This window comes from Acinetobacter sp. C13, from assembly GCF_016809775.1.
GTDB classification, from domain to species: domain Bacteria; phylum Pseudomonadota; class Gammaproteobacteria; order Pseudomonadales; family Moraxellaceae; genus Acinetobacter; species Acinetobacter pittii.
Genome location: NZ_JAFBJL010000005.1, coordinates 140,924 through 158,318, shown reverse-complemented (window position 1 = coordinate 158,318; position 17,395 = coordinate 140,924). Strand labels below are relative to the sequence as shown.

Annotated in this window: 14 protein-coding genes and 6 tRNA genes; 6 read left to right on the top strand and 14 right to left on the bottom strand. The window is 38.4% G+C overall.

Annotation, left to right across the window (positions count from 1 at the left end):
- Positions 1 to 212: 212 nt before the first annotated feature.
- The 5 genes from JGE69_RS14730 to JGE69_RS14710 all read right to left on the bottom strand — a co-directional run bounded on the left by JGE69_RS14730 (position 213) and on the right by JGE69_RS14710 (position 4,899).
- Positions 213 to 1,448 (bottom strand): threonine ammonia-lyase, encoded by a 1,236-nt coding sequence (locus JGE69_RS14730; protein ID WP_005064397.1) that lies wholly within the window; start codon positions 1,446 to 1,448, stop codon positions 213 to 215.
- A 203-nt stretch (positions 1,449 to 1,651) separates the two neighbouring features.
- Positions 1,652 to 2,626, bottom strand: coding sequence for a patatin-like phospholipase family protein (locus tag JGE69_RS14725; RefSeq protein WP_005804673.1), 975 nt, complete (start codon positions 2,624 to 2,626; stop codon positions 1,652 to 1,654).
- 170 nt (positions 2,627 to 2,796) lie between these two features.
- Entirely contained in the window at positions 2,797 to 4,272 is a 1,476-nt protein-coding gene (locus JGE69_RS14720) for an alanine/glycine:cation symporter family protein (RefSeq protein WP_005064394.1), read from the bottom strand.
- 99 nt (positions 4,273 to 4,371) lie between these two features.
- A complete protein-coding gene (locus tag JGE69_RS14715) occupies positions 4,372 to 4,512 on the bottom strand; it encodes a hypothetical protein (protein WP_014207545.1) in 141 nt (46 codons plus the stop codon).
- Positions 4,513 to 4,695: 183 nt separating this feature from the next.
- Positions 4,696 to 4,899, bottom strand: a complete 204-nt coding sequence (locus JGE69_RS14710; RefSeq protein ID WP_005064392.1) for a hypothetical protein — start codon at positions 4,897 to 4,899, stop codon at positions 4,696 to 4,698.
- Between the two features lie 510 nt (positions 4,900 to 5,409).
- On the opposite strand from JGE69_RS14710, the gene JGE69_RS14705 reads away from it, so the two are divergent.
- Positions 5,410 to 6,117 carry a nitroreductase gene (locus JGE69_RS14705; RefSeq protein WP_199113913.1) on the top strand — a complete coding sequence of 236 codons (708 nt, stop codon included), beginning with the start codon at positions 5,410 to 5,412 and terminating at the stop codon, positions 6,115 to 6,117.
- A gap of 25 nt (positions 6,118 to 6,142) precedes the next feature.
- Here JGE69_RS14705 and JGE69_RS14700 read toward each other — a convergent pair whose 3' ends face one another.
- Positions 6,143 to 7,357, bottom strand: a complete 1,215-nt coding sequence (locus tag JGE69_RS14700) for a multidrug effflux MFS transporter (protein WP_199113911.1) — start codon at positions 7,355 to 7,357, stop codon at positions 6,143 to 6,145.
- A 127-nt stretch (positions 7,358 to 7,484) separates the two neighbouring features.
- Between JGE69_RS14700 and yccS the strand changes: the two genes are divergently transcribed.
- From yccS to JGE69_RS14680, 4 genes are all read left to right on the top strand, one after another.
- Positions 7,485 to 9,659, top strand: coding sequence for a YccS family putative transporter (gene yccS, locus JGE69_RS14695; RefSeq protein WP_151302303.1), 2,175 nt, complete (start codon positions 7,485 to 7,487; stop codon positions 9,657 to 9,659).
- A gap of 100 nt (positions 9,660 to 9,759) precedes the next feature.
- The gene (locus JGE69_RS14690) at positions 9,760 to 10,335 is read left to right on the top strand and encodes an SdpI family protein (RefSeq protein WP_002116136.1); all 576 of its coding nucleotides are present in this window, start codon (positions 9,760 to 9,762) and stop codon (positions 10,333 to 10,335) included.
- A gap of 155 nt (positions 10,336 to 10,490) precedes the next feature.
- Complete coding sequence (locus tag JGE69_RS14685) at positions 10,491 to 13,079, top strand: PepSY domain-containing protein (RefSeq protein ID WP_199113909.1); 2,589 nt, start codon at positions 10,491 to 10,493, stop codon at positions 13,077 to 13,079.
- 114 nt (positions 13,080 to 13,193) lie between these two features.
- The gene (locus tag JGE69_RS14680) at positions 13,194 to 13,979 is read left to right on the top strand and encodes a YdcF family protein (protein WP_199113907.1); all 786 of its coding nucleotides are present in this window, start codon (positions 13,194 to 13,196) and stop codon (positions 13,977 to 13,979) included.
- 375 nt (positions 13,980 to 14,354) lie between these two features.
- Here the strand turns inward: JGE69_RS14680 and JGE69_RS14675 are convergent.
- From JGE69_RS14675 to JGE69_RS14640, 8 genes are all read right to left on the bottom strand, one after another.
- Positions 14,355 to 14,430: transfer RNA gene (locus tag JGE69_RS14675), tRNA-Val, on the bottom strand.
- Positions 14,431 to 14,496: 66 nt separating this feature from the next.
- Positions 14,497 to 14,573 (bottom strand) — tRNA-Asp (locus tag JGE69_RS14670).
- 36 nt (positions 14,574 to 14,609) lie between these two features.
- Positions 14,610 to 14,685: transfer RNA gene (locus JGE69_RS14665), tRNA-Val, on the bottom strand.
- Between the two features lie 86 nt (positions 14,686 to 14,771).
- Positions 14,772 to 14,848 (bottom strand) — tRNA-Asp (locus tag JGE69_RS14660).
- Positions 14,849 to 14,895: 47 nt separating this feature from the next.
- Positions 14,896 to 14,972 (bottom strand) — tRNA-Asp (locus JGE69_RS14655).
- A 24-nt stretch (positions 14,973 to 14,996) separates the two neighbouring features.
- A tRNA-Val gene (locus JGE69_RS14650) sits at positions 14,997 to 15,072 on the bottom strand.
- 206 nt (positions 15,073 to 15,278) lie between these two features.
- Positions 15,279 to 15,782, bottom strand: a complete 504-nt coding sequence (gene elsL / locus JGE69_RS14645; RefSeq protein WP_046811942.1) for a cell wall-recycling L,D-carboxypeptidase ElsL — start codon at positions 15,780 to 15,782, stop codon at positions 15,279 to 15,281.
- A 151-nt stretch (positions 15,783 to 15,933) separates the two neighbouring features.
- A complete protein-coding gene (locus tag JGE69_RS14640; protein ID WP_174725434.1) occupies positions 15,934 to 16,302 on the bottom strand; it encodes a YbaN family protein in 369 nt (122 codons plus the stop codon).
- Positions 16,303 to 16,405: 103 nt separating this feature from the next.
- Here JGE69_RS14640 and JGE69_RS14635 point away from each other — a divergent pair, with 103 nt between their 5' ends.
- The gene (locus tag JGE69_RS14635) at positions 16,406 to 17,287 is read left to right on the top strand and encodes a DUF1853 family protein (RefSeq protein WP_199113905.1); all 882 of its coding nucleotides are present in this window, start codon (positions 16,406 to 16,408) and stop codon (positions 17,285 to 17,287) included.
- Positions 17,288 to 17,395: the final 108 nt, after the last annotated feature.

The window sequence follows — 17,395 nt, the reverse complement described above, 5'->3', positions numbered from 1 at the left end:
CAAATTTACAATGAAAGGAATACTAAAACCTAAACCTTAAAATTGTGAAGGGTAAAGTTTAGAGAATTGTCAGTTTTTCCTATTCCATTGAAGGATTTGATCGTTTTTTTGTAAATAAATCCCTTTTTTGGCAATTTAATCCATTTAAATTACCTTGTATATGACTCTTGATAGAGCCATATACAGCTTTTATAACACAGTGATATCAGAGATTAAATCTCTTCTTTACGAACAATATAGCCTTCTAATTGCATTGCTTGAATGAGCAAATCTAGGTCCGAGGCACTTTTTAATTCGACATCAACGCTCACAGCGCTTTCTTTGGCACGGCTTGTTGCCGCAAAGCGTTCATGACGCAGCTCATAAATATTACCGCCCTGCTCAGCAATAATGGCTGTTAAACGAGCTAAGGCACCTGGATTATCAGGTAATTCAACACGAATACGAACCATACGGCCTGTACGAGTTAAATGGCGTTGTAATACAGAGACCATAACACGTGTATCAATATTTCCACCTGACAGAACCACACCTAATTTATGACCTAAAAACAGATCAGGGCGCGACATAATTGCAGCAATACCTGTTGCCCCTGCTCCTTCACATACTGTTTTTTCAATATTAAGTAATAGTGCAATAGCCTCTTCAATCATGTCTTCAGTGACAACAACAATGTCATCAACATATTCTTTAGCAACTTGGGTCGTAAGCTCACCTGGAGTTTTTACCGCAATACCTTCAGCAACTGTAGAGCCCATTGAAACGGCATGTTGATAATTACAAAGTAGTTTTGCCATACTTGGGTATACAACTGATTGCACCCCAATAATTTTAATTTTTGGATTGATCGCTTTAGCAGCAATTGCAATACCAGAAATTAAACCACCACCACCAATTGGCACAACTAGAATATCTAGATCAGGCACAGCTGCAAGCATTTCTAGCGCAATGGTTCCCTGACCTGCAATAATTTCAGCATCATCAAATGGGTGGATAATCGTTAAAGATTCTTCTTGTGCAACACGGTGCATTTCAGCAGCAGCTTCCGAAAAGTCCTGCCCATGCAAAATAACGCGTGCACCATACTCACGTACTCGTTGTACCTTAACGTTTGGTGTCGATTTCGGCATCACAATGGTCGCGGTCACACCTGTCCGCTGAGCGTGGTAGGCTACACCTTGGGCGTGGTTGCCTGCCGAAGCTGCAATAACACCATGTTGCTTTTCTTGCTCAGATAAACACAACAGTTTATTTAGAGCCCCCCGCTCTTTAAATGAAGCTGTAAATTGTAAGTTTTCAAATTTCAACCACATCTCAGCCCCTAAGGTTTTAGAAATGGTTTCTGAGAAAACAAAGGGAGTTTTTACAACTAAACCTTCCAAACGCTCTGCGGCAGCATGAACATCGTCTAATGTTGGAAAGCCATTTTTAACCTGTTGCTGTATCATTTATCCAGTCAGCCTCAATACACTACAAATCAATTATTTTTTAAAAACGGCAACAATATTTCATATTGACCATTAGAGTTTTCAGCATATCCAACATATCTCTAATATACAAAAAATTTTATTCCAAAAATTGAAGATTTAAACTTCCATAAAAAAAGCCCTTTGTGGGCTTTTTATTTAATTTTCAGAATATTAACCTTTATTTATTGGCTTTGAGCACTCAAGCCTTCCGTAGACATATTTTGTTCAGCTATTTTTTCATCAATAGCAAACTGAATATCAGAAAGCTTGGCATTAGCTGCATCTATACCAGATTTCATAGTAGCTTCACGGCCTTTGACATCAAAAATATGTGCTTTTTCTCTTAAATCTGGCTGAATAACAACATCTGCATATTGCAATTCTTCTGCTGCCAAACGCCCTTGCATGATATTAATATTCTGATTAAACAGTCCCCAGACATTCGAAGTTTCTGTGTAAATAGGTTGAGCTAGAATATCAACTGCAATAATGACATCAGCACCTAAATCACGAGCCACTTCAACTGGCACAGGACTCACCAAGCCGCCATCAACATATTCAGATTTACCAATTTTAGTCGGCACAAACATACTCGGAATCGAAGCAGAGGCTCTCACGGCTTGCCCAGTATTGCCGTAGTTAAATACGGTCTTAGTGCCATGCTTCAGTTCAGTTGCCACCACATACATTGGAATCTTCATTTTTTCGAGTGGCATATTATTTACTTGCTGGTTAACGTAGTTCTCTACTTTTTTGCCATCAAAAAAGCCTTTTAAACCGATACTAATATCACGGACATCGCCAGCTTTCATTTTTAAAGCAGTATCACGCAGTTCAGCAGGTGTTTTACCACTCGCATAAATTGCCCCAACAATACTACCCGCACTCGTACCTACAATAAAATCCGGGCGAATACCATGTTGTTCTAAAACTTCAATCACCCCTATATGAGCATAACCTCGTGCCCCACCGCTACCCAATACAAGCGCAACAACAGGACGTTTTTGCATTTTTTTAATTCTTGCAAAAGGTTGATCGACAGGACGAGCATAAGCTTCTGTCGTTTGCGGTTTTAGAGCAGCAGACAAGTGTGTGGTGGTCTGGCATCCTGCCAACACCATAGAGAGTCCGAGAACCCACAATTTAAGCTGTTTCATGGCCCATCTTCGCACTATGAGGTTTAAGTTCGGATTGCAATTTTAGTTGCTACTTTCGTGAAAAGCTGTAGTGAATTTATTTAATTTGTCATGTTTAAAATTTAGACTCAAGTATTTTATTCATCACCTACATGAAAAAGGCCCCTTATGTATAAGAGGCCTTTTGAAAATTACCAGATATCTGAATCAACTTTTTTCTTCAATTCCGGATACTTGTCAATTTTAAACTCAGGCTCTTTAATGCCTCGTTTCAATTGCTCTCGATAATCTTTTAACAAAGTACGTGCCATTGGCGTTAATAGTAAAATTGCAATCAAGTTAATGGTTGCCATGATACCCATAAACAAGTCAGCCATTGACCAAACGAGTGGAACACTACCGATTGCACCGAAATACACCATCACCAATACGAAAATACGGAAGATGAACATGACTTTCGGGTTGTTATTAATAAACTGTACATTACCTTCTGCATAGGCATAGTTACCTAATACAGCTGAATAACAGAATAAGAATAATAGAACAGCTAGGAAATCAGATCCCCAATGCCCAACTTGAGTTTCTAAGGCACGTTGTGTTAATTCAACACCAACAAAACCTGCGTCTTGGTAAACGCCAGAAACTAAGATGATGATTGCGGTACTTGTACATACAATGAACGTATCTACGAATACACCAAGCATTTGTACTAAACCTTGGTTTACAGGATGTTTTACATCAGATGCAGCAGCTGCGTTTGGCGCAGAACCCATACCTGCTTCGTTTGAGAACAAACCACGCTTAATACCTTGCATCATTGCCATAGATACAGCAGCACCAAAGAAACCACCTGCCGCAGCATTGAATTGGAAAGCTTCAGTCACAATCAGCTTTAAAATATCCGGCAAAATTGCATAGTTACTAATTGCAATATAGAGAGCAACGGCTAGATAAAGCCCCGCTTTTAAAGGTACAAACATCTCCGCAAATTTAGCGATACGTTTAATACCACCAAAAATTGCCAATGCAACCATAACGACAAGCGCAAGGCCAACCCATGAAATTTCAAGATCAACCCCACCTAAATGAGCAATAAGATTGGCTTTATCCCAACCCCAAGCATGCGAAGAAGCATTAGCAATTGCATTAATTTGGACTGAGTTGAATACGAAACCATACGTAAAGATAAGTGCTAGTGCGAAAACCACACCAAAGGTTTTACTGCGTAAACCTTGGGTAATGTAGTAAGCTGGTCCACCGCGGAACTGTTTAGACTTGCTATCTCTAACTTTAAAAAGCTGAGCAAGTGTAGACTCAATAAAAGCAGAACTCATACCAAGTACAGCAGTTACCCACATCCAGAACACAGCACCAGGACCACCAATTGCGATCGCAATTGCCACACCTGCAATGTTACCCACCCCAACACGGCTCGCAAGACCCGTTACAAACGCTTGAAAAGGTGTAAGTCCATGCTCATCTTCGCCTTCTGTACGGCTGCTTTTCATGACACGGATACTTTGCAAGAACATGCGGATCTGCACTGCCCCTGTTAAGACCGTATAAAAAATACCGACAGCCAGCAAGAAAATAACCAGAAAATCCCATAAAGGATCATTAAAAAATTGTACCCACGACATCAGTGTGGCATTGAGTTGTTCATTCATACTCGGTCCGCTTACGTTCTTGCTAATGTGCTAATAGCACAAGCCAAAATACTGCAATAAACAAAAAAGCCCCTCAAAATAGGGACTTCTTCAGTACATTTAAGGAAAAACTTTTAATGTCACTTGAATAGCAATTAACGTCACAAGTTTAAGCAACATAATGCCCAGCACTAAGCCTTTGAAGGTCGCATGAGAGAAAGCACCCTTCAGATAAAATGAATTCATCGCACCACTGAACATATTCCCATTTGGGTGAACAGAATGCATCGACTCGGCTACAAACTTGGAAACTAACAAATGACCACCGCTAAATCAGCTCGCTTAATGATTCCCATCAATTAATCGAGTTATAAAAATCTGGATTTAAGCCAATAAGCATATTTACATATACTTGAGAGCGAATGTCTAAAATGGATATGAATTTCAAAGACTGTAACGAGCCATCGCCATAACGCGGCTATCTGCGCCCTTTTCCCTCTGATTGGAGAAGAGTGCATTTAGATCTGTACCAAGCTGTTGTATTTCTTGTGGCTCAGTAGTTGCGTGAGTTACGTTCATTTTCATGGTTGCAATGGTAATCGCCAATCCTTGTTTCATGAACTGCTTGTTGATGAGCGGTAAACTCATGTAAAGCTCCTTATTCCTCGTGTATTTCTCCATTTCTACATCCAAATCCTTTTTGTAAAGGGATTTTGTATGCAGCCATTTCTTTCCTAACATGAGTATGGAGAAATCATACCTGCGTAAAAAAGTCGGTATTATGCAGAAATTTAAAATTTTGTGTATGTTTTTCATTAAAAATTTATGTTATTTCCGATTATTTTTTATCCAAAATCATCTGTTTTGTACTGTTTTTAAACATATTATACCTTTTTTTCAATTGAGTGATTTTTAATCCAACTGATGCTATAAATTTATTTTTATAGTCAAAAACATCATACTTTTTTGTCTATTTAGATCTAAAGTGGCATATTCACATTAGAGTTAATTAGACATTATATCCAAACTAAACACATCATCATATCTTTAAGGATATCCCTTTTCTAATATTTTTTGCTTATAAATGAAGTACTTTCAAAACATGAAATTAAACTTCAAAAAAGTATTAAGTATTTAAGAAAAGATATAGGAGTACGCATGAATCTGGAACAAGTTCGTCTCGTTGATGAAGCTATCACTTCTCGACATTCTGTCCGTGCTTTTTTAAATACTCCAATTGAGCCAGAAGTCATTAAAGATATATTACGAGTCGCAAGTCGAGCACCTTCTGGAACGAACACCCAACCATGGAAAGTCTATGTGGTCACAGGTAAAAAGCGTGATGAAATAGTTGAACGTGTCTGTGCTGCACAAATTGAAGTTTCAAAAAATCCTGAACTAGCAGAACAATATAAAGAGACTTTTGCCTATTACCCTGAAAAATGGATATCCCCTTTTATTGACCGCCGCCGCGAGAATGGTTGGGGACTCTACGGTTTACTCGAAATCAAAAAGGGCGAAAAAGAAAAAATGGCTGAACAGCAGCTACGTAATTTTAAATTGTTTGATGCACCAGTCGGCCTTTTCTTTACCGTAAATAAAACGATGGGAATCGGCTCTAAAATGGATATCGCAATGATGATTCAAAACGTGATGGTCGCTGCCAAGGCACGTGGCTTAGATACATGCCCACAAGCAGCTTGGAATCATTTTCATCCTATTGTTTTAGATATAGTAGGTGCCTCAGATGACGAAGAACTAGTATGTGCAATTGCGTTAGGCCATGCTGACCCTAATCATATTGTAAATACCTTTATTACACCTAGAGAACCTGTTGAAAATTTCACAGTTTTTCTAGACGAATAAGCTATAAGTGGCCATTCTCTAAAAGCTATGAGAATGGCTTGCTTTCGACCTGTTGTGTCGCTTTCAAGACGACAATAAAACCACTTAGTGTAAATAACACCATCATCACCCCCATATTGAGCGATGCAGACCAAATCAGGAAGTTAAGAAGCACGCCACCTAAAAGGCCACAAGCGAATTGCATACTTCCCATAATTGCACTTGCTGTTCCAGCGCGAGCACCTTGTTTGGACATTGCTAACGCCATCGCATTTGGGCCTGTTAAACCAATGCCTGAAATAGCTAAAAACAACCCTACCATAACCAGCCATAAAGGCGCCGCAGGAATTAAACCAGCAATAAATACAATGATGGCTCCAGTCACTTGCACAAGTGAACCCGATTTTAAGCGTTTGGTAATTTCAACACGTGTTGTTAAATGCTTGTTTAAAGAAGACATCAACATAATACCAAAAGCATTTAGTCCAAATACGTAGGCAAATTCTTGCTGATTAAGCCCGTACTGATCCATAAAAACCGCAGGCGCTGAGCTGATATAGCAAAATAATGCAGCCCCTGTTAAACAGCCTGCAAACATAGGTAAGCGGAAACTCGCATCTTTGAAAATAGCTCCATATAAAGTCACCACTTGATAGAGCGATAGCTTAAGCCTTTTATCATTTGCCAAAGTTTCCTTAAAAAAGAAATGTACACACAGCCAACATAGTGCACCCACAACTGAAAGCGCAATAAAAATAGCCTGCCAAGGGAACCAAATTAAAATCCATGCTCCGATCATAGGAGCCAAAATTGGTGCAAGCCCCATGACAATCATCATGCTTGAGAAAGCTTGTGCAGAGCCTTGTACATCCAATTTATCGCGTATTGCCGCACGAGCCATGACTACGCCAACACAACCACCTAAAGCTTGTAAAATACGGGCCGCAATCAAGCTCCATTCATTAGTAGCCATTACACAAAATAAGCTTGCGACTGCATAAAGCGCGAGGCCAAAGTAAAGTGGTTTCTTTCTACCGATACGATCGCTTAAAGGACCATAAACCAACTGCCCAATGGCTAAACCAAAAAAATAAGCTGGTAGTGTATTTGCCACCATTTGCGTACTTACCCCAAAATCATGGGCCATTTGTGGTAACGCAGGTAAGTACATATCAATGGATAACGGCCCTAAAGCCGTAAGTAAAGCGAGCAACATAATCCAGCCAATAGAATATTGACGCTGGGCTGTTTGTTCAGACATAACGATATTTCATTTTTCACTCATTTGCATACAGACAAGCTTACACTGTCTATCGTATGATTTGTGCAACATTGGTGTAGAAATACACAAATCCTTTATCACTCAGGTTGATCAGCAAGGACTTCATTTGAAATCTTGGTTTAAACGCCTAAAAAGAGCGACTTATAACACAACATTTATGTATAACGTACGAATGCTGATAGCCTTTTCAGGAACTGCTTTCGTGCCTTATTTTTTAGGCTATCAATTAGCAACTATTCCACTCACTTTAGGTGTAGTCGCAGCAGGTTTGAGTGATATTGATGATCGCTTTTCCGTGCGAATCATGAACCTAATTTATACTTATATTGGGTTCTTCGTTACCGCAGCTTCTGTACAACTACTTTTCCCCTACCCAATGGCTTTTGCCTTAGGGTTGATTGCTTCATGTATTGGCTGGATTTTACTAGGTTCATTAGGACGTCGTTACGCCACCATTTCTTATGGCTGTTTGGTTGTTTCGGTCTATACCATGTTGGGTGTTCACCTTTTCGATCACTGGTATATTCAACCTGCTCTTTTAGTTGCAGGCGCTGCTTGGTATGGCCTCATTGCAACGATTAGCTTTTTATTATTCCCCGTTCGCCAACTTCAAGACAAACTCGCAGCGTCTTATGCCTCTCTAGGTGATTTTCTATTTGCAAAATCAAACTTATTTGATGTAGATATGACTCCTGCCAGCTATCAGCAAAGCATGATTGAGTTGTCATTAGAAAATGGCAAATTAATTACGATTTTTAATGACTTAAAAACAGCTTTATTGACTCGTTTAAAAGGTGACCGTGGACAAAAAGATACACGTCGAAGCTTACATTATTATTTTGTCGCTCAAGACATTCATGAGCGTGCTGACTCAGCCCATATCGACTATCAAAAGTTAGCCAAAATTTTTCAGCACAGCGATATTTTATTTAGATTTCAACGAATTTTGGCAGTTCAAGGTAAAGCTTGCCAAGAGTTAAATGAATGTATTTTACAACGTAAACCCTATAAACATAACAAACGTTTCAAGCAGAGTTTTGAGAACTTAAGACTATCTTTAGAGAAGCTAAGACGTGATCAGCATTATGATCTTTTATGGGTAAATGCTCTTTTCGCTTTATACCAAAATTTAAAATCTATCGACTCTCAGTTACTTAACTTAGAAACGGAACAACACATTCAGTCTGATAAAGTTAAACAAGCAGAGAACCAGCTTAAAGATGATGATTTACAAGGATGGAATGATATTGTCATCCGAATAAAGCAAAATCTAACTCCCGAATCTGTACTCTTCCGCCATGCAATTCGCGTCTCGATTGTTCTTTTTATTGGATATGTGTTGATTCAAATGACCAATATCGAGTACGGCTACTGGATTATGCTTACAGCCCTATTTGTAAGCCAGCCTAACTTCAACGCAACCAAACGTCGCTTACGCTTACGAATTGTCGGAACATTAGTCGGAATTATTGTTGGTCTTACCATTGTATTTCTCGTGCCTTCCGTCGAAGGACAACTATTAATGTTAATCCTAAGCGGGGTATTGTTTTTTGAGCTACGCAGTAAGCAATATGCTCAAGCAACCGCGTTTATTACAATTTTGGCATTAATTAACTTTAATCTAGATGGTTCGGCAATGGCCGCTGCTATTCCGCGATTTGTAGATACTTTAATTGGATGTGCCCTAGCTTGGTTTGGAGTGACATTTATTTGGCCCGACTGGAAATTCCGACGCTTACCTCGCAACATCAGACGTTCATTACAAGCTCAATGCAATTATTTAGCTGAAGTTGTTAAACAATATCATGAAGGTCGCAATCATGCGCTGAATTACCGTATTGTAAGACGGGCTGCTCATAATACAGATGCCGAGGTTGCTTCACTTATTTCAACTTTAGCAACAGAGCCAGACTTTGACCCTACCCGTAAGTCGGATATCTTTGAATTTTTATGTTTAAACCATACATTTTTAAGTTATATCGCAGCACTTGGAGCACATCGAGAAAGCATTCAAGATCAAGCTGTTCTTAAACTCTTAGATCAAGCACTGGATGATATTCAGGGTGCTCTATTAAGAGATGAGATGCCTGATCTTACAGCACAAAATATGCTCCAGACGATACGTCAACGTTTGAGCCAAAATAATGAAGAGGATCAAAAATCACTCATTATTTTACAGCAGCTATCACTCATGCTTGGTGTATTGAACCGTTTTAGTATGCTAAAACAACGCCTAAGTCATGATCTTGATAATGATGCCAGCGAGCTTGCATCGTTATAAATTTGAGTCGGAAATTAGTATGAAATTGGCATAATATCCTTTCCTGACTTATGCCAATTAATGCTAAACTTAAAACAGTTTACAATTTGTTATTTGCACTATGACCGCGAAAACTTTATACGCTTATACGCTTCAGCCTGTTCCCTATGACGTGTCAGAAGCTGAACAACGTAATGCACAGCTTCTTATCTGGCGCAGTACTAATAAAATCAGCACAAAAATTTGGGCAATTATGGGTGTCGTTTTAGCCCTAGCTATATTAGGTCTTATTTTTATTAAGAACTACTCTACTGTTTTTTGCTGGGTTGCTATTGTTGCTGTAGTACTTTACTACCTAGGTCGTAAATACGGATTAGAGTGGTACGTTAAACGCAAAATGAATGAATTTCCGGTACAGGAAATCAAAGGTATTCGTTTAGGTGTGCAGCCTCATGGTATTGTGATGCGTCAACAAATGGGCTTACAAGAAGGCGTAGGTACTATTGGATGGAAAAATATCTACGAATGGTACAATACACCTGATTTTATTTTGGTCAATTTCAAAGTAAAAGATCCAAAAGGCCAAGAACAACAAGGTGCTTATATCCTACCTAAGCGCATGGATTCTAAAAACTTCTCGTTCAACACAATTCGCACACACTTAAAAGAATCTGTAGGCGAACCAAAAACCTTGTAATTCTAGATTTTATAAAAAGCCTCCTCATGGAGGTTTTTTATAAAGCTAAAAATAAATGATAATGAAAATTAATATTATCTCCAAAATCCATATTATCTCCCCAATCTTCGGCTATACTTCGTTACAAGATCTCCATCATATTTACATTTTCGACCATGTTTAAAAAAATTTTATTTCAAATTCATTGGTTTCTGGGTATTACTGCTGGCCTAATCTTATCCATTATGGGTGTTACAGGTGCAATTTATTCTTATGACCAACAAATTTTAAAATGGGTGAATTCTGATAGTTATGTTGTTCAAGCTGAAAACACTCCAAAATTAACTCCTGCTCAGCTTTACCAGCATTTCAATACAACCCAACCTGAAATCAAAATTAATAGCATTACGATTGCCAAGGACCCCACCTCTTCTTCTATTGTAAACATTGAAAAAGAAGGTGAACGCCGTGGCTACAATATGATGGTGAACCCTTATAACGCTGAGGTTCTTCCAGATGTTAAAGGTCGAAAGTTATTGTTACTCATACAACAAATTCATCGTAATTTAACAGCAGGTGAAGTTGGTAAACAAATTACTGGTGCCTGCGCACTCATGCTAATTTACTTCGTACTCAGTGGGTTATATTTACGTTGGCCTAAAAAGCACTCTGCTCGTCAATGGCTTGCTGTTAAACCGAAACTCAAAGGCCGGAATTTTATTTGGGATCTACATGCTGTTGTCGGCACATGGGTCATTGTTTTTTATCTTCTTTTCGCATGTACAGGACTATATTGGTCTTATGATTGGTGGCGTAGTGGCATGTTCAAAGTGATGGGAGTTGAACAGCCTAAACGACAAGATCATGGCGCTACTCCTCAAAATCAAAATCGTGGAATACAGCAAGGTAAACAATCTGACCGTAATAATGATAAAAAATCAGAGCCTCAATTAGATAATACTCAACTCATTACAGTACTTAATCAAACATGGAGTGGCTTCAATAGTCAGGTTGGACGTGATTATTCGACTCTAACATTAAGCTTACCGAAAAAAGATGATGGAAAAATTGAGTTAAGCTTTGTCGATGCTACCCCACAACACGAACGGGCACGTAACCAAGCCATCTATAATTATCAAACTGGCAACATCGAAAAGATGGAGCTTTACGAAGACAAAAAGCTTAATCAAAAGATTATGAGCAGCATGTTACCCGTACACCGCGGTAGCTTCTTTGGACCAATTTATCAATTCGTTGCGATGCTTGCTTCTCTAGCAATGCCTTTGTTCTTAGTTACTGGGTGGATGCTTTACCTTAAACGCCGTAAACAGAAAAAATTAACACAGGCGGCTCGTCAGTCTTTAGCAGGACAATACATTGATCCAAATGCAAAACCTTGGCTTATTACTTATGCAACTCAAACCGGCGTAGCTGAACAACTCGCTTGGAGTACGGCAACAAGTTTACAAGAGGCTCATCAACCCGTTCAGGTAAAACCTGTACAGCAGCTAACACAAACTGATTTAGAGCAACATCAGCAGGTTTTATTTGTGATCAGTACTTATGGTACTGGTGATGCTCCTGATCTTGCTACAAGCTTTGCTAAAAAACTTTTAAAATTGAATGTGGATCTTAAGCACATCAACTATGCTGTTCTAGCGCTGGGCTCTAAAGAATATCCAGACACTTATTGTAGTTTTGGCCATGCAGTAGATGCTTGGCTTAAAGCAAATGGTGCCCATGCTCTCTTCAATACAATTGAAGTTGATAATGCAAACCCATCGGATATTCAAAATTGGAATCAATCTCTCGCTAAAGCAACCAAATTAGATTTACATGCTGTAAATCTGGAAAAAGTATTTGATAGTTGGACATTACAACAACGTGATTTACTCAACCCAAATAGCTTAGGTCAGCCTGCTTATAATATTGAACTTAAAGCAAATCATGAGGCGATATGGCAAGCGGGTGATATTGCTGAAATCCAGCCTGGTAATAGTCCTGAACGTATTCATGCTTTTTTGCAAAAGCATCATATTCTTAAAAATTCAAAAGTTGATTCATTGCAGATTTCAATCGAAAAAGCGCTTTGGAATAAAGATTTAACTGGTGAAATTGAACCATTTGCCAATCTGGATCATTTATTAGAGCAGCTCCCTACTCTACCAACGCGAGAGTATTCGATTGCGAGCATTCCGTCTCAGCAAGTCCTTCGTTTGGTTGTTCGTCAACAATATGATGCGTCTGGTAATTTAGGTTTAGGGTCAGGTTGGCTGACTCAACATACACAAGTTAATAATGAAATTGCTTTGCGTATTCGTACCAATGAATCATTCCATCTTATTGATGATAACCGCCCTATTATTTGTATTGGTAACGGAACAGGTATTGCTGGCTTAATGAGCCTATTACACACCCGTACACGTCATGATTACACTGAAAACTGGTTAATCTTTGGTGAACGTCAAAGAGCATGTGATTTCTTCTATGAATCAACTATTGAGGCATGGAAAACCACAGGAATGTTAAAACGCCTCGATTTAGCATTTTCGAGAGATCAAGAACAACGCATGTATGTTCAAGATGTAATCCGTCAGAATGCAGCAGAATTAGTAAGCTGGGTAGAACGGGGTGCTGTTCTGTATGTATGCGGTAGTATTGATGGTATGGCAAGTGGAGTCGATCAAGCACTTATCGAAATTCTAGGTGAAGAACAGGTAGATGATTTAAGACAACAAGGCCGTTACCGCCGTGATGTTTATTAAAGATCAATAAAAACTAAAACCGAGTAATAGCTTAAATGCTTTACTCGGTTTTTTATTGCATTCAGAATGATTTTGCATACACTGTCTGCAATTTAAATTGCAACTCTAAGCACAATGCAAGTCAGTAAGTGGATCCGTATTTTCCTAGCAATCATTGGTTCGATTTTATTTCTAGATGGATTAGTTCTAATTTGTCTCAATAAAATTAATGTAGGCACCGTTATTCCTTTAATTTTAGGTGCTTTCCTCTGCCTATATTCCTTATTTTATTATCATTTAGAACGCTTTTTCTTCTATCACTATCGCTTACACACACTTTGGCGTTTTGGATGGTTATGCTTCTGGATATGGTTAATTGGCTTAGGCTATTTTTTTAGCTTTATTAAAGAAAATAAAGATACTTCAAATAATATTCCTCCAGTAAAAGCAATTATTGTCTTAGGAAGCTGTGTTGAGAATGGTCAGCCATCCACAATTCTTGCAAAACGTTTAGATACGGCCGCCCCTCTAGCCCTAAAACAGCAGCAAGCACAGATTGTTCTAACAGGTGGTCTTGATTTTTCAGAAAAAGAAAGCGAAGCATTGGTTATGTCTCGTTATCTTGAACAAAAGTATCATATCGCAAGAGATCAAATGATCCTTGAAGATAAAAGCACTAGCACAGAGCTTAACTTAAAAAATAGTAAACCCTTATTAGAACAGCACCACATTACCTTAGAGCAGCCAATCGCTATTGTGACAAGTGATTTTCATATTCCTCGAGCAATAGCAATTGCAAAAAAACAGGGCTATACCCAAGTTTATGGAGTAGCGGCAGAAACACCATTAGCTAATCGCTACAATGCATGGTTACGTGAATATTTCGCATATGCAAGTGGATGGCTTTTAAACGAATATTAAAAATAATTTAATAAAAAAACTGCTATTTAAAAAATAGCAGTTTTTTTATTTGTGAAAATATTAGTGATCGGTACAAATACAGAGTTGATCTAAGCTGAAGATCATAAATTGCAAGTTAGATACTTATCTTTAACCACTAGTAACGCAATTTAATGAGGTTGAGGAATCCCATCAAAAGCATGAGGAAACACTAATGTTAAAAACTAAAAAAATAGCGATCAGTAAAAAGAATAAATTAAAGATATAAGGACTTTAATTTTAGAATAGAAAAGTTGTATCTACACTGAGTCACATAGTAAATAAATTTACATGTAAGTATAAGATATTTATAGATGAGTATAAATTTAGGGAATTTTAAATTTCTGATAGAAATTATGGTGGGCGCTGACGGGATCGAACCGCCGACATTCTGCTTGTAAGGCAGACGCTCTACCAACTGAGCTAAGCGCCCTTAATGAGAAAAGATAGCGAATGTATCTTTATACTCTACATTCTCTAGACAAGGGAATCAAGAGAATGGCGCAGCGGACGGGGCTCGAACCCGCGACCCCCGGCGTGACAGGCCGGTATTCTAACCAACTGAACTACCGCTGCACTACAATACTTTAAGATAAAGTATGGTCACATATATGGTGGGCGCTGACGGGATCGAACCGCCGACATTCTGCTTGTAAGGCAGACGCTCTACCAACTGAGCTAAGCGCCCTAGAAGAAAACTAATTATTCATTAATTTTTTGATTTAAAATTTTTACATTTCAAACCTTCTTCCAAACACAACCCGAACTGAAAAGTGGCGCAGCGGACGGGGCTCGAACCCGCGACCCCCGGCGTGACAGGCCGGTATTCTAACCAACTGAACTACCGCTGCACTTTCACAATATCGAAATTGTGGGGTAAACGATGTTAAGTCTTAAGTGGCGCAGCGGACGGGGCTCGAACCCGCGACCCCCGGCGTGACAGGCCGGTATTCTAACCAACTGAACTACCGCTGCACTTGAGAGCTTAACGTAAAGGCTTGGTGGGCGCTGACGGGATCGAACCGCCGACATTCTGCTTGTAAGGCAGACGCTCTACCAACTGAGCTAAGCGCCCTTAACGTCTTCATCGTTTGTGAGGTGCATTATAGAGAATCTTTAACAGGTGTCAAACGCTTTTCGACAACTTTTCAAAAAAATGCGAATGAATGATTAAAAATAAGTCACTATTAAGTAAAAAACAATTTTTTGTATTTTATTTAAGCACTTATTTTAATATTTTGATCATTCAGCTAATTAAATAAGAATTTTTAAAATCTTATTTTAGGTTAAAGATTGCTCAGATAAATAAACCAATGCATCTTCAGCGACTAAATCAAACAGTTCAATGATTTCTTCATTACGCATTCGAATACATCCATGTGACATGGGAACACCCATCGGTTCTTTATCAGGTGTGCCATGAATATAGATATAACGCTGCATGGTGTCATGACCTTCGCCTTTATTAAAGCCTTCTTCTAAGCCATCTAACCAAAGAATACGTGACAATATCCAATCTCTTTCAGGGAATTGTGCTGCTAGTTCACTACTATAGACCTCCCCTGTTGGCTTACGTGCAATAAAAACCGCATTTTGAGGAGATTGTGCACCAATTTTTTTTGCAACCCTATGCCATCCACGTGGAGTCCTACCAGTATTCTCTTGCTCACCGATTCCGTTCTTTCCGGTAGAAATGACATAAAACTTATTATGTTTAGGCAAAGTTAATGTTTGATTTGCTAAATCGATGAGGACATCTGCATCTTCGAGCTTAAATTGAGACATTGAACTTATTCTCTTATATCAACTCAAATACTTTGAGTTTAAGTAAAAATTTATATGAAGAACTTGTCTTGCACCAAAATTAAAAGATTATCAATCTTCTCTTATCTACGCGCAGTTTCACTGCTTGTCTTGCGCCAAAATTAAAAGATTATCAATCTTTTAATTTTGGCTCAGGGCGTAGCCATAACCAAACTGCAACGATGAACATGGTAGTATCAGTAAAAATCTTGACCCAAAGCGGTGCTGAAGTAAATAGCATTATAAGGCCACTGATTGCCATCATTATGCTTGCAATCCATTTGGCTTTACGTGGTACTGTACCATTGGTTCGCCAATCACGTAATGTTGGGCCGTATTTGGGATGGTTTAACAACCAATCATCCATTTGTGGCCATCCTTTTGAAGCTGCCCATGCAGCTAGAATTAAAAACACTGTTGTGGGCATACCTGGTAAAATTGCTCCAATAATGCCTAGTGTGATAAAAATCACGACCAAAGAGCGCCAGAACAATGTTCGCATATATAAACCTTAACCTGCTGTTAGCGTTAGTATAAAGTGTTTTTCTAATATTGTTTGTTGATCCCTTATGAAATTAGGATGAATTACTTCGAGTATTAAATATATGAATATTGCCTCAGTGAAAACTTCCTATTTCGAACCATGGCTTCAATTTCAACATCCTATAGTGCGACAGCTGGCTTTTTGTATTGCTAGTCCAAATTTACTTTGCCAATTACCAAAAAGTTTTTCTATACAACACGACTTTAAGCTGCACCCAACCGAAGTATGGGAAGAGCATTTCCAAAATTATTTACCACGGTTAAAAGAGCTCGATCAGTCCCCAGAGCCTTTAATCCAGTTTTTATCTCAACTTAAAAGTACACGCTTAGGTTTACGCTTTGAGAATTTACTTTGGTTCTGGCTACAAGAGAATAATTATCATCCTTACCAACTATTAGGCCATAGTATTCAAAAAATTGATGGAGCAAAAACTTTAGGTGAGCTAGATTTTTTAATTTTAAATAAAGAAACTCAACAAATTGAACATTGGGAAGTCGCGTTAAAATACTATTTGGGCGAGGCAGACTTACATTTAGAACAATGGATTGGATTAAACCGTCAAGATACTTTAAGCAAAAAACTTTATCATTTTACTAACAAACAATTTCAGTTCCCTGAAGCATTAAATTTTAAGATTCAACAACGTTTTGCTGTTTTAAAAGGACAGCTCTATCTTCCTTTACAATTAAATTTGCAACAATCATTACCAGACTGGATAAATTTAAAGCGTCGATTGGGATATTGGGGCACTAGCATTCCACACTCTTCTTTTTATCGATTGGAAAGACACGAATGGTTGTGTCCAAATAAACAACCTAGTTCGAATTCAGCACATTGGTGGACAGACGGTTTATATTGTAAAAATAGTGAAGAGGTTTTGTTTTATATGTTTAGACATCCTTCGTACTTAAACATCAAGCCTCACCTGCAAAAATTAAGCTAATTAACAATAAGTTTTAAGCTTCTAGAAACATTTTATAACGTTTTTACTATTAAACAGTCATGTTTCTTTTTCCGTTTGTTTTTTAATCTAAATTTACTTCATTATTAA

Coding starts and splice junctions, on each gene's coding strand:
- JGE69_RS14700 (WP_199113911.1), bottom strand. CDS start 7,357: ATGTCTGAACAAACAGCCCAGCGTCAATATTCTATTGGCTGGATTATG.
- JGE69_RS14690 (WP_002116136.1), top strand. CDS start 9,760: ATGACCGCGAAAACTTTATACGCTTATACGCTTCAGCCTGTTCCCTAT.
- JGE69_RS14710 (WP_005064392.1), bottom strand. CDS start 4,899: ATGAGTTTACCGCTCATCAACAAGCAGTTCATGAAACAAGGATTGGCG.
- JGE69_RS14720 (WP_005064394.1), bottom strand. CDS start 4,272: ATGAATGAACAACTCAATGCCACACTGATGTCGTGGGTACAATTTTTT.
- elsL (WP_046811942.1), bottom strand. CDS start 15,782: ATGTCTCAATTTAAGCTCGAAGATGCAGATGTCCTCATCGATTTAGCA.
- JGE69_RS14730 (WP_005064397.1), bottom strand. CDS start 1,448: ATGATACAGCAACAGGTTAAAAATGGCTTTCCAACATTAGACGATGTT.
- JGE69_RS14705 (WP_199113913.1), top strand. CDS start 5,410: ATGAATCTGGAACAAGTTCGTCTCGTTGATGAAGCTATCACTTCTCGA.
- JGE69_RS14685 (WP_199113909.1), top strand. CDS start 10,491: ATGTTTAAAAAAATTTTATTTCAAATTCATTGGTTTCTGGGTATTACT.
- JGE69_RS14640 (WP_174725434.1), bottom strand. CDS start 16,302: ATGCGAACATTGTTCTGGCGCTCTTTGGTCGTGATTTTTATCACACTA.
- JGE69_RS14680 (WP_199113907.1), top strand. CDS start 13,194: ATGCAAGTCAGTAAGTGGATCCGTATTTTCCTAGCAATCATTGGTTCG.
- JGE69_RS14725 (WP_005804673.1), bottom strand. CDS start 2,626: ATGAAACAGCTTAAATTGTGGGTTCTCGGACTCTCTATGGTGTTGGCA.
- JGE69_RS14715 (WP_014207545.1), bottom strand. CDS start 4,512: ATGTTCAGTGGTGCGATGAATTCATTTTATCTGAAGGGTGCTTTCTCT.
- JGE69_RS14635 (WP_199113905.1), top strand. CDS start 16,406: ATGAATATTGCCTCAGTGAAAACTTCCTATTTCGAACCATGGCTTCAA.